The sequence below is a fragment of the Corynebacterium sp. HMSC059E07 genome (assembly GCF_001814395.1).
Taxonomy (GTDB): Bacteria; Actinomycetota; Actinomycetes; order Mycobacteriales; family Mycobacteriaceae; genus Corynebacterium; species Corynebacterium hesseae.
In genome coordinates this window covers 118,982-134,792 of record NZ_KV816336.1, presented here as the reverse complement: position 1 = coordinate 134,792, position 15,811 = coordinate 118,982, and the positions used below count along the sequence as shown (strand labels likewise).

Genomic DNA, 15,811 nt, shown 5'->3' with positions numbered 1-15,811 from the left:
AAGAAGCTAGGCGATGTCTGCGTCGGAGCGCTCGTCGCGGGACAGGTTAATGCCCAGGGACGGAGCGCCGTCCATGTCATCATCGTCGGAGCCAGACAGTTCCATCGGGGTGCCGTCGGTGGAGAGAACCTCCACGTTCAGGCACAGGGACTGCAGCTCCTTGAGGAGGACCTTGAAGGACTCCGGAATACCCGGATCCGGGATGTTGTCACCCTTGACAATGGCCTCGTAGACCTTGACGCGGCCGACCACGTCATCGGACTTGATGGTCAGGAGCTCCTGCAGGGTGTAGGCAGCGCCGTATGCCTGCATTGCCCACACCTCCATCTCACCGAAGCGCTGGCCACCGAACTGTGCCTTACCACCCAGCGGCTGCTGGGTAATCATGGAGTACGGGCCGGTGGAGCGAGCGTGGATCTTCTCGTCGACGAGGTGGTGCAGCTTGAGCATGTACATGTAGCCGACGGAAACCGGGTACATGTACGGCTCGCCGGAGCGGCCGTCGAAGAGGCGGGCCTTACCGTGCTCATCCACCATGACGTCACCATCGCGGTTCGGCTTGGAGGAAGCCAGCAGTCGAGAGATCTCCTCGTTGGTAGCACCGTCGAAGACCGGGGTTGCGGTCAGGGACTCCGGCGGGACGTCGTAAAGCTCTTCCGGCAGGGTCTTGAGCAGCTCGGCGTTGGCCGGGTCCTCGGTGTCGATCTTCCAACCGGCGTGTGCCAGCCAGCCGAGGTGAACCTCGAGCACCTGGCCGATGTTCATACGACGCGGCACACCGTGGGTGTTCAGGATGATGTCCACCGGGGTGCCATCCTCCATGAACGGCATATCTTCCGGCGGGAGAATCTTGCCCACAACGCCCTTGTTGCCGTGGCGGCCGGCGAGCTTATCGCCGTCCTGGATCTTGCGCTTCTGAGCCACGTAGACGCGGATCATTTCGTTGACGCCCGGGGCCAGGTCGTCGTCATCCTCGCGGGAGAAGCGGGAGACGCCGATGACCTTACCGGTCTCACCGTGCGGCACCTTCATGGAGGTATCGCGGACCTCGCGGGCCTTCTCACCGAAGATGGCGCGCAGGAGGCGCTCCTCCGGGGTCAGCTCGGTCTCACCCTTCGGGGTGACCTTACCAACGAGGATGTCGCCCGCGCGGACGTCGGCGCCGATGCGGACGATGCCGCGCTCGTCGAGGTCACGCAGAACGTCATCGGAGACGTTCGGGATCTCGCGGGTGATCTCCTCCGGGCCCAGCTTGGTATCGCGAGCATCGATCTCGTGCTCCTCGATGTGGATCGAGGTGAGGATGTCCTCCTCCACGATGCGCTGGTTGAGGATGATGGCGTCCTCGTAGTTGTGGCCTTCCCACGGCATGAAGGCAACCAGCAGGTTGCGGCCGAGGGACATCTCACCGTTGTGGGTACCGGGGCCGTCGGCAAGCACCTGGCCTGCCTCGACGCGCTCACCCAGGGAGACCAACGGGGTCTGGTTGTAGTTGGTGTTCTGGTTGGTGCGCTCGAACTTGCGCAGCATGTAGGTATCACGCTGGCCCTCGTCATCCATGATGGTGATGAGGTCCGCGGTGACGTTCTCCACCACGCCCGCCTTCGGGGTGATGATGAGGTCACCAGCATCGTAGGCAGCGCGCTGCTCCATACCGGTACCCACGTACGGGGCCTCGGAACGCACCAGCGGCACGGCCTGGCGCTGCATGTTCGCGCCCATGAGGGCACGGTTAGCGTCGTCGTGCTCGAGGAACGGAATCATGGCGGTAGCCACGGAGACCATCTGGCGCGGGGAAACGTCAACGTAGTCAACGCCGGCGGCGTCGGTCACGCCGATATCGCCGTCCTTGAGGCGGACCTCGATGCGGTCGCCGGTCAGGGTGCCGTCGGCAGCCTTCTCAACCTCGGCCTGCGCGATAGCGTAGCGATCCTCTTCATCGGCGGTGAGGTACTCCACCTGGTCGGTGACCTTGCCGTCCACAACCTTGCGGTACGGGGTCTCGATGAAGCCGAAAGCGTTGACGCGGGCATAGGAAGCCAGGGAACCGATCAGACCAATGTTCGGACCCTCAGGGGTCTCAATCGGGCACATGCGGCCGTAGTGCGAAGCGTGAACGTCTCGCACCTCGATGCCGGCGCGCTCACGGGACAGACCGCCCGGGCCCAGCGCGGACAGGCGGCGCTTGTGGGTTAGGCCCGACAGGGAGTTGTTCTGGTCCATGAACTGCGAGAGCTGGGAGGTACCGAAGAACTCGCGGATGGCGGCGGAGACCGGGCGGACGTTAATCAGGGAGGTCGGGGTAATCGACTCCGCGTCCTGGGTGGTCATGCGCTCGCGGACGACGCGCTCCATGCGGGACAGGCCCACGCGAACCTGGTTCTGGATGAGCTCGCCCACGGTGCGCAGACGACGGTTACCAAAGTGGTCGATGTCGTCGGTGTGGATGGCGATCATCTCACCGTTCGGGGCCTTCATCTCACGCTCACCGGCGTGCAGGCGCACGAGGTACTCGAGGGTGACGGCGATGTCTTCCTCGGTCAGGGTCATCAGACCGTCGTGGTCACCACCCAGGCCGAGCTTGCGGTTGACCTTGTAGCGGCCAACCTTGGCCAGGTCGTAGCGCTTGGCGCGGAAGAAGGAGTTATCCAGCAGGGCCTGCGCGAGGTCGCGCGTGGGCTGCTCGCCCGGGCGCTGCTTGCGGTAGATCTCCAGCAGAGCCTCGTCGGTGTTGGCCACGCTATCGGACTCGAGTGTGGACATCATGAGCTCGGAGAAGCCGAAGCGCTCCTTGATCTGTTCCTCGGACCAACCCAGGGCCTTGAGCAGCACGGTGACCGGCTGGCGACGCTTGCGGTCGATGCGCACGCCAACGGTGTCGCGCTTGTCGACGTCAAACTCGAGCCACGCACCGCGGGAAGGAATGACCTTCACGGAGTGCAGCGGGCGCTCGGTGGACTTGTCGATGGTCTGGTCGAAGTACACACCCGGGGAACGCACGAGCTGCGAGACGATAACGCGCTCGGTGCCGTTGACGATGAAGGTGCCCTTCTCAGTCATCATCGGGAAATCGCCGATGAAGACGGTCTGGGACTTAATCTCCTGGGTGTCGTTGTTGATGAATTCTGCGGTGACGTACAGTGGCGCCGAGTAGTTGATGTCCTTCTCTTTGCACTCGTCCACGGTGTTCTTCACCGGCTCGAAGCGAGGCTCCGACAGGGACAGGGACATGTTGCCCGAGTAATCCTGGATCGGAGAAAGCTCCTCGAGGATATCCTCAAGGCCGCTCGTCACGCGTGCGTCTTCGCCGCGCTCTGCCTGCTCGCGCTCGCGCCACTCGGGGGTGCCGATGAGCCACGCGTAAGAATCGAGTTGTAGATCAAGGAGGCCCGGGACAGCGATGGGCTCGCTGATTTTAGCGAAGGAGTATCGCTTCGGGGCTCCAGGGATGTTGGCCACTGACTTGGTCTGGCGGGAGACTGCCAAGATGGGTCCTTCCAGTACCTCTGGCGGATTGCCTCCCCACCCTGGCCGGTGAGGTGCAAAACCGCTGGTAGATTTAGCATTCGGTCTGCTGTGGAACGACTGGGTTTAGAATGCACAAAATCACCTTGTCAAGTCGGTTTTGCCATCACCGCTCGAAAGGCTAAATGTGCACTAAAGATCCAGATTCCAGCGCAACGAAATAGCCTATAGCATAATGGCGGCCTTGTAAAGGCGAAACGTGCCGCCGGCGTGTCGCTACGCAGATCCGCTCGCGCGGGCCTCTAGCACCCGCGGCTAGCGGGCGTGACGGCTCGTGGGACGACGGAAAGCGCCCAGCGCTCCGAGCAACACCAGAAGCGCGCCGACTCCGACGCCACCCCAGCGCACCCACTGCCCCACAGCACTCCGCGGGAAGCGCTCTGCTTGCTGGAGCAACTCCGCGCGGGCTTCCTCATCGGTAGCGCCATTGAAGGCGAACTGGACCTCGCGCTCGTTGCCCTCGCGGTCTGCCCAGTAGTCCCGCACATCAATGCCCATGCCCACGACCAGTCCGGTGGCCTGGTCTACGAAGAGGTCCCGCGTTGCGGCGTGGAAGAGGTAGCCCTGCTCGGTGGAGCCGTCCTCATTGCTCAGCGTGGTCGTCGTGCTACCGGCATAGAGGGTGGCCACGTTGGTGGGCTCCACTTCCTGGTGGTAGCGGTAGACCGTGCGTCCGTCGATATCGAGGGATTCCTCGAAGACGGCGTCGGCCGTCTTGCGCAGGACCGGATCGAAGACCGGGTAGGTGGTCTGCTCAGCATCGGCGGGAAGCTTCAGCCAGTAGCCCTCGACGGGAACCTCCGCCGTGGGCGAGCCCATGGTGTGGGAGAGCGCCGCCGGGCCCGTGGCCTCACCGCTGAGGCGATCGACGGAGTAATTCCATACGCGGGCAAAGCTCAAGTCCTCCAAGTTGCCCGTGCCGCCGCGGATGGCGGACTCCCCCACTCGCAACGTTGCGGTGTCCTTGTCCGCCGGATCCTGGATGTCCAGGTTGAGCTGATAGGTTATCGGCCCCTCGTACTGCGTAACACCCTCTGCGGACAGCGCCTGCGCGGTGGCGCTGTCATCCTGCATCGTCCACGTGGTGTCCTTGATATCCAGCGGCAGGCGCGGGCTAAAGCTCAAGAAGATCGACGCCGCCAGGCCGGCTGCGATCAGCGCAACGCCGAGGCCGAGCAGGAGGACGGAGAAGATGCGGGACTTGGGCAGCATGGTGGCTTATCCTACCGATTCGTTTGTTTAAAACACATTTCCCAGGAGGGTGCGTTTCAGTTTTGTACAGCTGCGGTGAGACTGCACCGACCCCGAGGTGACCGCAAGTCAACTAATTCTATGAGTGAGAGTCGACTTCTTCTTTGTGATTCCACGGAACGATGGCGCTGACATCAGTGGTCTGGCGAGCTTTCCACAGATCGTATTCCTCTTGGAGTCCGAGCCAGAACTCCGCGGAATTCCCAAAGTAAGCCGACAAACGCAAAGCCATATCGGCACTGATACCGAGCGCCCCGCGGGTAATTTTGGAAACTTGGGAACGGGTGGTGCCAATGTCATTGGCCAGGCGATACTGGGTGATACGGCAGGGTTTGAGGAATTCTAGGAGAAGGATCTCTCCGGGATGCGGAACGGGAACAACATCAACATGAGTGCGTGCTTCAGTGGTAGTCGATAAAGTCAACGTCAATAGCTCCTTCGGGTGTCCACTTGAATATGATGCGCCACTGCGAGTTGACGCGAATTGAGTAGTAGCCCTCAAACCCACGCCAATAGTGTCTCTTTTTGACCCTAGTGTCAATACCTGACACGAAAAGCTTAGAATCCGCCGGGCCATCAGAGTCCGCAACAAAACGGGAACAACCCCGCACCGCGTACAAGCGGAACGGGGTTGTTGGCGCGCAGCGAGTGCGCTGCGCGGGAAAGCTGAGTAATTCAGGTGAATTACTTGAGCTCGACGGAAGCGCCAGCCTCTTCGAGCTTAGCCTTAGCAGCCTCAGCGTCGTCCTTGGAAGCACCCTCGAGGATAGCCTTCGGAGCGGACTCAACGAGCTCCTTAGCTTCCTTCAGGCCCAGGCCGGAGACGATCTCGCGGACAGCCTTAATAACGCCGATCTTCTTAGCGCCAGCGTCGGTCAGAACGACGTCGAACTCGGTCTTCTCTTCCTCAGCAGCACCGCCGGCAGCCGGGGCACCAGCAGCAACGGCAGCAACCGGAGCAGCGGCCTCAACGTCGAAGACCTCCTCGAATTCCTTAACGAACTCGGAGAGCTCGATGAGGGTCATTTCCTTGAAAGCTTCAATGAGCTCGTCCTTGGTGAGCTTAGCCATGATTGGCATCCTTTCTCATTGTGCCTGGCCGCGCTAGGCGGCCAGAAAAGTGTGTGTGTTTAAGTTGTGCGCCTTTAGTTGGCGTCTTAAGCTTCCGCAGCCTTCTTGTCCTGCAGGGCCGCAGCGGTGCGGACCATCTTGGTTGCAGGAGCGTTGAATACGGCGGCAGCCTTTGCCATAGAACCCTTCATGGCGCCAGCCAGCTTTGCGAGAGTGGTCTCGCGGTTGTCCAGCTTGGCGATGGCCTCAACCTGGTCGGCAGATAGAGCGTCGCCGTCCATGTAGCCACCCTTGATAACGAGTGCCTTGTTGTCATCAGCGAACTTGGTGATGACCTTCGCAGCATCCACTGCCTCGCCCTTGATGAACGCAATAGCGGTCGGGCCAGTCAGCTGCTCGTCAAGACCCTCGATGCCAGCTTCGTTGGCAGCGATCTTGAAAAGGGTGTTCTTGGCGACGGAGTACTCAACGTCAAAGCCGAGGTTGTTACGCAGCTCCTGGAGCTGACCCACGGTCAGGCCACGGTACTCGGTGAGCACGATGGAGTTAGCGCCATCGAGCTTCTCCTTCAGCTTTGCCAGGTCTGCGGTGTTCTTCGGGTTTGCCATTTTCTACTACGCCTCCTTTCGAAACATCTCTTGTGTTTTCCGCCGGGACCTTTCCCACCTCGGTTGTCGTTAACGACAACCGAAATAACAAAAGCCCCGTGCAAGAGCACAGGGCGCGCGCGGAAATCCGCGGTAATTCGCAAAGTGTCTCCTGCGTGGGCCGCCCTCTAGAGCGAGGAACCTTCGATCCGATATTCCGGATGACCGACGGTCTTCGGTGAACTTTGACTCGACCACTTCGGGGCCGTTCAAACTTCGCTAGGTACTCTACAGCCTGCACGGGCCAACTCCAAATCGCGGTCCTGGGGCTTTGCCTTAGTGCCCTTTAGTTCCTGAGCACACCGCGCGGAACGATGACGGGGGCATCGCTGCGAGGATCCTCCCAGATGTCCACATCGATGCCATAGGCCGCCGCCAGCACCTCTTTCGTCAACGCCTGCTGCGGCGTGCCCCGCGCGATGATCTCGCCGTTGTTCATGACCACCATGGTGTCTGAGAACTGCCCAGCCAGCATGAGGTCGTGCAGCACGACGACGACCGTCTTCCCAGCGCGCGCTTGCTTGCGGACGAGCTCCAAGACGCCCATCGCGTGGGCGGGATCGAGGAAGGTCGTGGGTTCGTCGAGAAGCAGCACCGGCGCGTCCTGAGCCAAAGCCAACGCGAGCCACACCCGCTGACGCTGGCCGCCCGACAGCGCCGCGATATCGCGGTCGATGAAATCGGTGATGCCTGTCTCCACGCAGGCCTGCGCGATGATCTCGTGGTCCTGCGCTGACAGTCCCCTTCCCCACCCAAGGTGCGCGTACCGCCCGCGGGCTACGAGCTCGCCGACGCGCAGCCCATCCGGCGCCATCGGGTGCTGGGGAAGCAAGGCCACGTGGGCCGCCGCTTCCTTCGGGCTCATGGAATGTACATCCAACTCGCCAATGCGCACGCTTCCCTGCCGGGGGCGAAGAATCTTCGACAAGGTCTTCAGCAACGTCGATTTCCCGCAGCCATTGGGGCCGATGAGCGTGGTGACCTCCCCCGGGCGGGCCACGAGGTCAACCCCGGAGAGAATATCTTTCCCACCTTGATAACCGGCATGGATGCCTTGGGCCTTCAGCTCGCAACTGTTCATGGTTTTCATCCTTTCCGCCTTGCGGCATTCCACACCACGATGACCAGGGCGGTGCCGCCGATCACTGAGGACACAGCTCCCACCGGCGCGTCCATCGGGAGCGCCCCGGCCACCACGGCGCAGGCGCTTAAGAGGGCCGCACCAGCAGCGCACGACACCACCGGCGAAGGAGTAGGGGTTCGGGCGATCATGCGTCCGAGGTGTGGGGCCAGCAGCGCGATAAAGCCGATGGGCCCCGCCACGGACACGGTCACCGCGCATATTCCGGTGGCCGCAATGAGGAGTGCGGTGCGCGTCCGCGTGATGTCCACGCCCAAGGAGAGTGCCGAGAGATCATCATGGGCTAGAAGCGGCAGTTCCCGGGCATGCCACGAACCAAGCAACACGAAAGGCGCCAGTCCTACGAGAAGCGGAACAATGACGTCCATCCGCACAAAGCCCGTGGTTCCCGCCAGCCACAGCTGGGATTGTGCTGCACGGAGGAGCTCCGCAGCGCGCAAGAGATACGCCACCATGGCTTGGAACAGCAGTGATAGCGCGATGCCGACGATGACGATGCGGTTGCTCGTGCCGAGCCCGCCAAGCGCCACCAGCAGGATGGCCGCTAACACCGCTCCCAGCAGCGCGAGCCCCGCCCGCCACCAGAACACGGAGACACCCTCTGCGAGGAGTGGCCGGGACATCACCGTCCCGATGACCACCATCACCGAAGCCCCACCGGACACGCCAAGGATGTCGGGGGAGGCCAGCGGATTGCGCGACATCGACTGAGTCCACGACCCCGCCAGTCCGAGCGCGGCGCCCACGATGAGGGTTGCTAGCGCTACGGGCATGCGCAGATCCCACACGACGCGGATTTCGCTTCGGCTTCCCCCGCCGTTGAGGATCTCCAGAACCCGCCCCGGACTCAGCCCCACGGGTCCTTGCCCGAGCATCAGGACGTAAGAGACTGCCGCGACCAGCACAAAGAAGCAGGTGGCTGACCATATCCATATCCGGCGCTGCCGCTGTTGGGAACGCAGGCGCTTGGCGACGTCCCCCTTCACTCCATCACTCATAGCTTCTGCTCCCCTCGGCGCACGGCCCAGATGAGGAAAGGTGCGCCCACGAAAGCTAGGACGATAGACATCTCTAACTCGGAGGGGCCAGCGATAAGCCGGCCTAAGATATCCGCGGCCAGCACGGAACAACCGCCCAGCAGCGCGGCGGGGGCAATCATGGCGGCAACCGCCGGACCTGTACACCGCCGGAGAAGGTGGGGGACGGCAAATCCCACGAAAGCGATGGGGCCTGCCGCAGCGGTAGCGCATCCGGCCAAGACAACGATGCTTAAGGCAGCGCCACGGCGCGCCAGTGCCGGCGAGCTACCCAAGGCAACCGAAGACTCCTCACCCATGGCCAACAAGTCGAGCGGGCGCGCCACACTCGCAGCAATGATGAGCCCGACGAGCAGACCACCGGCTGCAATCGCGACCTCTCCGGGGCCGCGCCCAAAGGTGGAGCCGATGGTCCAGCGGCGCATGCTGTCGAGCACATCCGTGGAATACAAGCCGATCAGCATGGCGCCAGAGCTTAAGGCAGCCGATACTCCTGCACCCACGAGGAGCAGCGTCAGGGAATCAGGAAACCGCCGGGAAACACCCAGAACCACTACCGTGGCCAAACCGGCTCCCACCAGCGCGAGCGTCGTCCGCATCCCCAGCGAGGTGGCAAGCCCCAACGCCGTCCCGAGCGCTACAAGGAAGGAAGCACCCGCAGTGATACCAATGAAGCCGGGATCGGCCAAGGGGTTCTTGGTCCAGGTCTGGGCGATGACACCGGAGACCGCAATGGCTGCACCCGCGAAGTACGCCAAGAAGGTGCGCGGCATACGCAAGTCCCACACGATATTTTCTATCTCCGGCTGGCTTTCATGGAGGAAGGCGGGAAGGAGCTCGGACATGGCGATGGACCGCGATCCCACCATCAGCGAGCAGGCGAGGAGGAGCAGTGAAACCACAACCAGAGCGGTGGTGAGGAGCACGCGTCCCCTCCCCCGCGAATCTAGCTCGCCGCGGGTGGCCCCGGCGTTTCTCGGTAATGCGAGCACTTAGAGTTGCTCTTCAAACTTATCGACAGCCCAAGGAATGGTGAGCGGGTTCGGCATGCTCATGGCGTTGCCGGTATCCGTTTCTAGGTAGCGGACGCGGCCATCCTTGACCACGTCCAGGCCTTGGAACGTCGAATCCTTCTTCAGCTCGTCAACTGCACCGTTGTAATCCAAGACGAACAGGTAGTCCACGTCGTTGAGCTGGGAGTAGTTCTCTGGGGCGTAGTCCACGAAGAAGCTGGAGCCATCACCCTCCAGCTCCTGCGGAATCTCAAAGCCAAGGTCTTCGATGAACTGACCGCGGCCATCATCGGAAGTGTAGAGGCCCAGCTTTCCGTCATAGGGCATGACGATGGCCGCGCGTTTGCCGTTAAGCTCCGGGTGAGATTCCTTGAATTCATCGAAGGCGCCTTGCGCCTTGTCAATAAGCTTGTCCCCCTCCTCTTCCTTATCCACGGCAGAGGCGATGGTCTTAACCTGCTCTTCCCAGGGAACCTGCCAGTCTTCGAAGCCCTCCGGCTTGATGGTCAGCGGCGCGATCTCCTCGAGGGATTTCTGTGCTTCCTGGTCCACTGCCTGATTGACAGCGATGATCTGCGTGGGGTCCGAAGCCGTGACCTGCTCAAGAACATCGGCCGTGAACCCGGAAGCAGTGTTATAGATGACCTCAGGCTGGGCATCTCCCAGAAGTTCTTTCGCCCATGGGCCCACACCGGAGGGATCACCATCGCCCTGCGCTCCCCAGGGCGCTACGGCAACGGGGGTGATTCCGAGCGCGAGTACAGTATCGGCGTCGCCAAGCCCCAAGCTGGCGACCCGCACCTCATCAGCGCTGCCTGCACCCGCGCTGTCCTCACCGCTTCCGCGCGAGCACCCCGTCAGAGCAATCGCTGCCGCCGAGACAATCGCGAGCACGCCTTTCGCGCGCCGGTGGATAGCAACCATGGAATTAACCTTTCCTTCGATGGGAACGAGCACACAAGCCGTCACACCCCTAATCTATTTGAGGCAAGCCTAACCTCTGCTTTATGATGGATTCAAATTTCCCTTATACCTAGGACCAATTCCTTTGACGCATCACCGCTTATTACCCGTTACCCTCACGGGGAATACCCGCCTCAAGCCGCGGCTGCACCGCCTTACTTTTCACTCGCCTGTCTTCGGCTCCTACCCCCTCGCCGGGCCTGATGAGTATTTTGGGCTCCTCATGCCCCAGGACGGGCAGGAGTTTTCGCCCTTCCCAGTTGAGGATGCCAATGTGCGCGCCGCCGTCACTGGCTTGCCTGACGACGTTCGCCCGGCGTTGCGGTGGTACACAATTCGCAGGCTCAACCACGAGGCCTGCACCATCGATGTCGACGTGGTGACCCATGGCGATAATGGCCCGGGCTCGCGGTGGATCCTTAAGGCCCAGCCTGGGGATACCGCCGGGATCTATACGGGGCAAGCGCGGTGGCAGGCACCCAAGAAATCACAACTGTTACTCGCGGACGCCTCCGCTCTCCCAGCACTGTGGCACATACTGGAGCACTACGAAACCTTCTCACCGCAATCCTTGAGTGGCGTCGACGTCGTTGCACTGATTGCAGACGACTCCGAAATTGAGGACGGCTTTGAGAAGACCTGGCGCGGCAAGGTTCGTTCACTCACCATGGTCGCCGCCCCGCACGAGGAACACAGCGCACGCGCCGTTCAGCTTCTTAGTTCTCGTTTCTCCGCGGATACAGCGCCGGATTCAGTGTGGGTATCCGGCGAAGGGGACCTGGCCAAAGAAGTGCGCTCTTTGGCGGTGCACGACTGGGGAGTGCCGCGCGAGGACGTCATCTGGTCCGTGTACTGGATGAACGGCAAGCCGCGGCCGTAATTCCTTCGCACGCATCTAATCCTTTAACCAGCAGTGGGCCTCGGTGCGCTTCCACATGGTTCCCATCAGAAGGTTCCCGTCAAGAGGTTTCAGTCAGAAGGTTCACTTGCCCCCAAACGAACCTTCTTCGCTCCCCCAGATGGTTTGTTTGCCCCCAAGAAAACCTTTTGACTAGAACCATCTACATCCAGCGCCCGCGTTTGTCTCAGGCCTGATGCATCTCCGCTCAAGCCCATGTCCCGAATCCAAGGCAGGGAGCACCTGGCTTGGGGCGTACACAGCACAACGCGGGCTCCGGATAATTCCGGAACCCGCGTTGCAAGGGGTCTTGACTATCAGGCGGTTTCTCACGCCGCCCGCCCTGCAAGACTCAGGGTGTTCTCTCTATCTCTCATGCGCCTCTCTCAAACGCACAAGGATTATTATGCGATACATTCCTTGAAAGCCCATCGAACCTGCCTGTATTTTACCTGTCAGTGGTTTTTAGCCCTCTGACCTGTACAAATAGTTTGACACGCAAGGAAGATGGCAATAAAAAATCCCGGCTCGTAAAAGAGCCGGGACCTTTACGCCGTTAACACAGACATCAATTAGTCGGTGTAGTTCTTCTCCACGGAAGCGTCGACCGGGATGCCCGGGCCGGAGGTGGTGGAGATGGTGATCTTCTTGGCGTAGATGCCCTTAGCGGAGGACGGCTTCAGACGCAGGATCTCGTCGTACAGCGCGCCGTAGTTCTCGGCCAGCTTCTCAGCGTCGAAGGAAGCCTTACCGATGATGGCGTGCAGGTTGGAAGCCTTGTCAACGCGGAAGGAAATCTTACCGCCCTTGACGTCGGCCACAGCCTTGGTCACGTCAGCGGTCACGGTGCCGGTCTTCGGGTTCGGCATGAGACCACGCGGGCCCAGGACGCGGGCAACGCGGCCGACCTTGGCCATCTGATCCGGGGTGGCGATAGCAACGTCGAAGTCGATGTTGCCCTCGTTGATGGCAGCGATCAGCTCTTCGGTGCCCACGATGTCGGCGCCAGCAGCCTTAGCGGCCTCAGCCTTGTCGCCCTCAGCGAAGACGGCCACGCGGACATCCTTACCGGTGCCGTGCGGCAGGGAAACGGTGCCGCGAACCAGCTGATCAGCCTTGCGCGGGTCAACGCCGAGGCGGAAGACGACGTCGACAGTAGCGTCGAAGTTCTTGGAGGAGGTCTCCTTGGCCAGCTTGGCGGCCTCGATCGGACGGTACTGGCGGGAGCGGTCTACCAGCTCAGCGGCAGCCTTGTATGCCTTGGACTTGGTGCTCATAAGTGCAATTCCTTTTCTTGGATTGATGTGGTGATAGCGGGCCGAAGCTGGCCCTGCCACGCGCGATACAGAACGTATCGCGCATTAAATTGAATTATTACTTAGCCGGGATGCCGTCAACGGTGATGCCCATGGAGCGAGCGGTACCAGCGATGATGCGGGCGCCGTTCTCGATGTCACGAGCATTGAGGTCCTCGAACTTGGTCTGTGCAATCTCCTTGCACTGATCCCAGGTCACGGAGCCAACCTTGTCGGTGTGCGGAACGCCGGAGCCCTTCTTGATGCCAGCGGCCTTGAGCAGGAGCTTCGCTGCCGGCGGGGTCTTCAGCTTGAAGTCGAAGGAGCGGTCCTCGTAGACGGTGATTTCCACCGGCACGACGTTGCCGCGCTGGGACTCGGTCGCAGCGTTATAAGCCTTGCAGAACTCCATGATGTTGACGCCGTGGGCACCGAGTGCCGGGCCGACCGGCGGTGCCGGGTTAGCAGCGCCTGCCTCGATCTGGAGCTTAATCAGGCCAGTGACCTTCTTCTTGGGAGCCATCGAATTACCTCTTTCCTGTGGTACCGGAGTGCCGCCACGATGAATAACAGCGCCCCGTCCGGATGCTCACGCGTTGTGGGCCACCGGAGGATGAACGTTTGAACATGCGCAAAAGCGCACGGCGTTCAAGTTTAGAACACCGTGCGCCCAGCTCAAAATCGCTTTTTAGGAGATGCGCTCGATTTCCGTCGGGGACAGCTCCACCGGGGTCTCGCGGCCGAAGATGGACACCAGGCCCTGCATCTTGCCGGTCTCCGGGTCGATCTCGGAGATGGTGGCGGACACGGAAGCCAGCGGGCCGGACAGGATGGTAACGGCCTCGCCCACCTCGAAGTCGTGAGCATAAGCCTTCGCGGCCTCCTTCTCCGGCATGGCAACAACCTGCTCGCCCTCGGAGTCGGCGGCGGAAGCCTCCGGGGAGACCGTCGTATCATTCGGCATGAGGAACTTGGCCACGTCGCGGATCTTCACCGGGGTGGCGTTACCCTCGTTGCCCACGAAGGAGGTCACACCCGGGGTATCGCGGACGACGGACCAGGCAGCGTCGTTAAGCTCCATGCGCACCAGCACGTAGCCCGGAAGCAGCTTGCGCTTAACAACCTTCTTCTTGCCGTCCTTCTTCTCCAGAACCTGCTCGACCGGCACGACGACCTCAAAGATGGAATCCTCCACCTCGAGGGTCTGGGCGCGCATGTCCAGGTTGGTCTTCACCTTGTTCTCGTAGCCGGAGTAGCACTGGATGATGTACCACTTGCCCGGCTGCTTCTTCAGTTCGCGGGTGAATGCGCGCAGGCGGGTCTTGTACTCGGCGTCGGCGGCAGCGGCGTCTGCTTCAGCGCTTGGCGACGTCTCCCCCGCTCCCTCAGCCTCAGCCTCGTCCGAGCCGCCGCCGAGGGCGGCCTCCGCAGCCTTGGTAGCAGCTTCCTTCTCGGCGGCTTCCTTCTCCTCAGCAGAAAGCTCCTCCTGCGGCTGCTGGGTTTCCTCAGTAGCCTCGACCGCTTCCGCGGCCTGTTCCTGGACGTTATCAATCATGGCCTGCTCGAGGGAGGTGCCAGTGTTTTCTTCGCTCATTGTCTGCTACTCCAAAATTGTGTTCATTCTTCTAGTCCCCAACCAGGTTACCCGGCGGAACTAGGGCAAAAAGTATCCCGCCGTTTCCCCTAGTCGAGCTAGCGGGAAGGCGGCGGGATGAAAGTATGAAATTAGTTTACTAAGGCGCGAGGATTGCTTCAACTCCGAGGCCGGTCAGCGTGTCCACGCCCCACACCAAGGCGGTGAGGACGATGAGGAAGGCGAAGGTCACGAGGACGTACTGAACCATTTCCTTGCCAGTAGGCCAGACGACCTTCTTCATCTCAGAGACGACCTCGCCCGGGAAGGACCCGACGGATCCGCCGAAGGAATCTTCCTTCTTATCCTCGACGCGCACGACGCGCTTGTCGGTGTAGGAATCGGTAGAGGTGGTCGCTGCGCCAGAGAGCTGACGCTTGCCGGTTGGGCGCGGGGCCCCGGTGCTCGGCTGCTTTTCATCGCTCACGGCGATTCCCTCCTTGAAGTGATGTGGCAGGGGCGACAGGACTCGAACCTGCAACCTACGGTTTTGGAGACCGTTGCGCTACCAATTGCGCCACGCCCCTTTGCGTGCCCTTTTGGGACAACGCACAACCCTACCAGAACGATGATTCCCCATGGAAACCACGTGCCGTATAAGGCTGGGAGTCGGTAATGAAAAAGCGCCCGTGTGCGGGCGCTTTTCTTTCCCGGTAGCGATGGCGAGAATTGAACTCGCGACACAGCGATTATGAGTCGCTTGCTCTACCACTGAGCTACACCGCCATATTCACCTTCTGGAACCTTCCAGAAACATGAATGGAGCCCCCTGACAGAATCGAACTGTCGACCTTTTCCTTACCATGGAAACGCTCTGCCGACTGAGCTAAGGGGGCACAGCCTCTTTGAGTAACGGACTTTCATCCGCTGTGCTCTCGTTGAAGCCTTGAAAAGATTAACCCGAAACGCTTAAACAACACAAATCGCCAGGATGGGACGCGTTTTTAGGGCCTTTTAAGCGCCCCAAGAACACACCACACCAACCGCTGCGCCGAGTAGACGACCACTAAGCCGGGTACACGACCGTTCAATCGACGGAGCGACATTTCGATCAAATAGCGCCCCAATTCCCCGGGGCTCGGGCCCCTTATTTGATCGAAATGACCCTTACCCCCCTAGCCCTATGCCGGGGATCGAAAAATCCCGCAGACGCATCTCTGCGTCTGCGGGATTCATTCTGTGCCAGGTAGAAGATTCGAACTTCTGAAGGCAATGCCGGCGGATTTACAGTCCGCTCCCTTTGGCCGCTCGGGCAACCTGGCATGCACTCTTGAGTGCGGTTATGTACTTTACTACGAAGTGCCGCCCGACATGCAAATCGCCTGGCAGGAGCACCT

Annotated in this window: 15 protein-coding genes and 4 tRNA genes; 1 reads left to right on the top strand and 18 read right to left on the bottom strand. The window is 61.1% G+C overall.

Features of this window, described 5'->3' with window-relative positions; translation table 11 throughout:
• Positions 1–6 precede the first annotated feature (6 nt).
• The 10 genes from HMPREF2967_RS11980 to HMPREF2967_RS11940 form a co-directional block, all read right to left on the bottom strand.
• On the bottom strand, positions 7–3,486 hold the full coding sequence (locus tag HMPREF2967_RS11980) for a DNA-directed RNA polymerase subunit beta (RefSeq protein ID WP_070686688.1): 3,480 nt from the start codon (positions 3,484–3,486) through the stop codon (positions 7–9).
• Positions 3,487–3,780: 294 nt separating this feature from the next.
• Positions 3,781–4,737, bottom strand: a complete 957-nt coding sequence (locus HMPREF2967_RS11975) for a cell envelope lipid trafficking protein PgfA (protein ID WP_070686687.1) — start codon at positions 4,735–4,737, stop codon at positions 3,781–3,783.
• 118 nt (positions 4,738–4,855) lie between these two features.
• A complete protein-coding gene (locus HMPREF2967_RS11970) occupies positions 4,856–5,200 on the bottom strand; it encodes a HigA family addiction module antitoxin (protein WP_070686686.1) in 345 nt (114 codons plus the stop codon).
• Positions 5,178–5,327 (bottom strand): type II toxin-antitoxin system RelE/ParE family toxin, encoded by a 150-nt coding sequence (locus tag HMPREF2967_RS12920; protein ID WP_232770856.1) that lies wholly within the window; start codon positions 5,325–5,327, stop codon positions 5,178–5,180. The genes HMPREF2967_RS11970 and HMPREF2967_RS12920 overlap by 23 nt, the downstream gene beginning before the upstream one ends.
• A 133-nt stretch (positions 5,328–5,460) precedes the next feature.
• Complete coding sequence (gene rplL / locus HMPREF2967_RS11965; RefSeq protein ID WP_070520955.1) at positions 5,461–5,847, bottom strand: 50S ribosomal protein L7/L12; 387 nt, start codon at positions 5,845–5,847, stop codon at positions 5,461–5,463.
• A gap of 86 nt (positions 5,848–5,933) precedes the next feature.
• Positions 5,934–6,455, bottom strand: a complete 522-nt coding sequence (rplJ, locus tag HMPREF2967_RS11960) for a 50S ribosomal protein L10 (RefSeq protein WP_070520958.1) — start codon at positions 6,453–6,455, stop codon at positions 5,934–5,936.
• Between the two features lie 325 nt (positions 6,456–6,780).
• Positions 6,781–7,575 (bottom strand): ABC transporter ATP-binding protein, encoded by a 795-nt coding sequence (locus HMPREF2967_RS11955; protein WP_070686684.1) that lies wholly within the window; start codon positions 7,573–7,575, stop codon positions 6,781–6,783.
• A 5-nt stretch (positions 7,576–7,580) separates the two neighbouring features.
• A complete protein-coding gene (locus HMPREF2967_RS11950; protein ID WP_070686682.1) occupies positions 7,581–8,633 on the bottom strand; it encodes a FecCD family ABC transporter permease in 1,053 nt (350 codons plus the stop codon).
• A complete protein-coding gene (locus tag HMPREF2967_RS11945) occupies positions 8,630–9,598 on the bottom strand; it encodes a FecCD family ABC transporter permease (protein WP_255365893.1) in 969 nt (322 codons plus the stop codon). Before HMPREF2967_RS11945 ends, HMPREF2967_RS11950 begins: the two co-directional genes overlap by 4 nt.
• A 66-nt stretch (positions 9,599–9,664) precedes the next feature.
• Positions 9,665–10,609: an ABC transporter substrate-binding protein gene (locus HMPREF2967_RS11940; protein ID WP_070686679.1), complete on the bottom strand. Its 945-nt coding sequence runs from the start codon at positions 10,607–10,609 to the stop codon at positions 9,665–9,667.
• 124 nt (positions 10,610–10,733) lie between these two features.
• On the opposite strand from HMPREF2967_RS11940, the gene HMPREF2967_RS11935 reads away from it, so the two are divergent.
• Complete coding sequence (locus HMPREF2967_RS11935; protein ID WP_070686677.1) at positions 10,734–11,528, top strand: siderophore-interacting protein; 795 nt, start codon at positions 10,734–10,736, stop codon at positions 11,526–11,528.
• A 590-nt stretch (positions 11,529–12,118) separates the two neighbouring features.
• Here HMPREF2967_RS11935 and rplA read toward each other — a convergent pair.
• The 8 genes from rplA to HMPREF2967_RS11895 all read right to left on the bottom strand — a co-directional run bounded on the left by rplA (position 12,119) and on the right by HMPREF2967_RS11895 (position 15,736).
• Positions 12,119–12,823, bottom strand: coding sequence for a 50S ribosomal protein L1 (gene rplA, locus HMPREF2967_RS11930; protein ID WP_070520973.1), 705 nt, complete (start codon positions 12,821–12,823; stop codon positions 12,119–12,121).
• Between the two features lie 97 nt (positions 12,824–12,920).
• Positions 12,921–13,364, bottom strand: a complete 444-nt coding sequence (gene rplK / locus HMPREF2967_RS11925; RefSeq protein WP_070520976.1) for a 50S ribosomal protein L11 — start codon at positions 13,362–13,364, stop codon at positions 12,921–12,923.
• A 165-nt stretch (positions 13,365–13,529) separates the two neighbouring features.
• Complete coding sequence (gene nusG / locus HMPREF2967_RS11920) at positions 13,530–14,435, bottom strand: transcription termination/antitermination protein NusG (RefSeq protein WP_070520979.1); 906 nt, start codon at positions 14,433–14,435, stop codon at positions 13,530–13,532.
• A 139-nt stretch (positions 14,436–14,574) separates the two neighbouring features.
• Positions 14,575–14,901 (bottom strand): preprotein translocase subunit SecE, encoded by a 327-nt coding sequence (gene secE / locus HMPREF2967_RS11915; RefSeq protein WP_070561624.1) that lies wholly within the window; start codon positions 14,899–14,901, stop codon positions 14,575–14,577.
• Positions 14,902–14,925: 24 nt separating this feature from the next.
• Positions 14,926–15,001: transfer RNA gene (locus HMPREF2967_RS11910), tRNA-Trp, on the bottom strand.
• Between the two features lie 127 nt (positions 15,002–15,128).
• A tRNA-Met gene (locus tag HMPREF2967_RS11905) sits at positions 15,129–15,200 on the bottom strand.
• Between the two features lie 34 nt (positions 15,201–15,234).
• Positions 15,235–15,310 (bottom strand) — tRNA-Thr (locus tag HMPREF2967_RS11900).
• Positions 15,311–15,654: 344 nt separating this feature from the next.
• Positions 15,655–15,736, bottom strand: a tRNA-Tyr gene (locus HMPREF2967_RS11895).
• Between the last annotated feature and the right edge of the window lie 75 nt (positions 15,737–15,811).

Bases quoted from the DNA above. Each gene is read 5' to 3' on its own strand.
- HMPREF2967_RS11975 (WP_070686687.1), bottom strand. From the start codon at position 4,737: ATGCTGCCCAAGTCCCGCATCTTCTCCGTCCTCCTGCTCGGCCTCGGC.
- rplL (WP_070520955.1), bottom strand. From the start codon at position 5,847: ATGGCTAAGCTCACCAAGGACGAGCTCATTGAAGCTTTCAAGGAAATG.
- rplJ (WP_070520958.1), bottom strand. From the start codon at position 6,455: ATGGCAAACCCGAAGAACACCGCAGACCTGGCAAAGCTGAAGGAGAAG.
- HMPREF2967_RS11955 (WP_070686684.1), bottom strand. From the start codon at position 7,575: ATGAACAGTTGCGAGCTGAAGGCCCAAGGCATCCATGCCGGTTATCAA.
- HMPREF2967_RS11950 (WP_070686682.1), bottom strand. From the start codon at position 8,633: ATGAGTGATGGAGTGAAGGGGGACGTCGCCAAGCGCCTGCGTTCCCAA.
- HMPREF2967_RS11940 (WP_070686679.1), bottom strand. From the start codon at position 10,609: ATGGTTGCTATCCACCGGCGCGCGAAAGGCGTGCTCGCGATTGTCTCG.
- rplA (WP_070520973.1), bottom strand. From the start codon at position 12,823: ATGAGCACCAAGTCCAAGGCATACAAGGCTGCCGCTGAGCTGGTAGAC.
- rplK (WP_070520976.1), bottom strand. From the start codon at position 13,364: ATGGCTCCCAAGAAGAAGGTCACTGGCCTGATTAAGCTCCAGATCGAG.
- nusG (WP_070520979.1), bottom strand. From the start codon at position 14,435: ATGAGCGAAGAAAACACTGGCACCTCCCTCGAGCAGGCCATGATTGAT.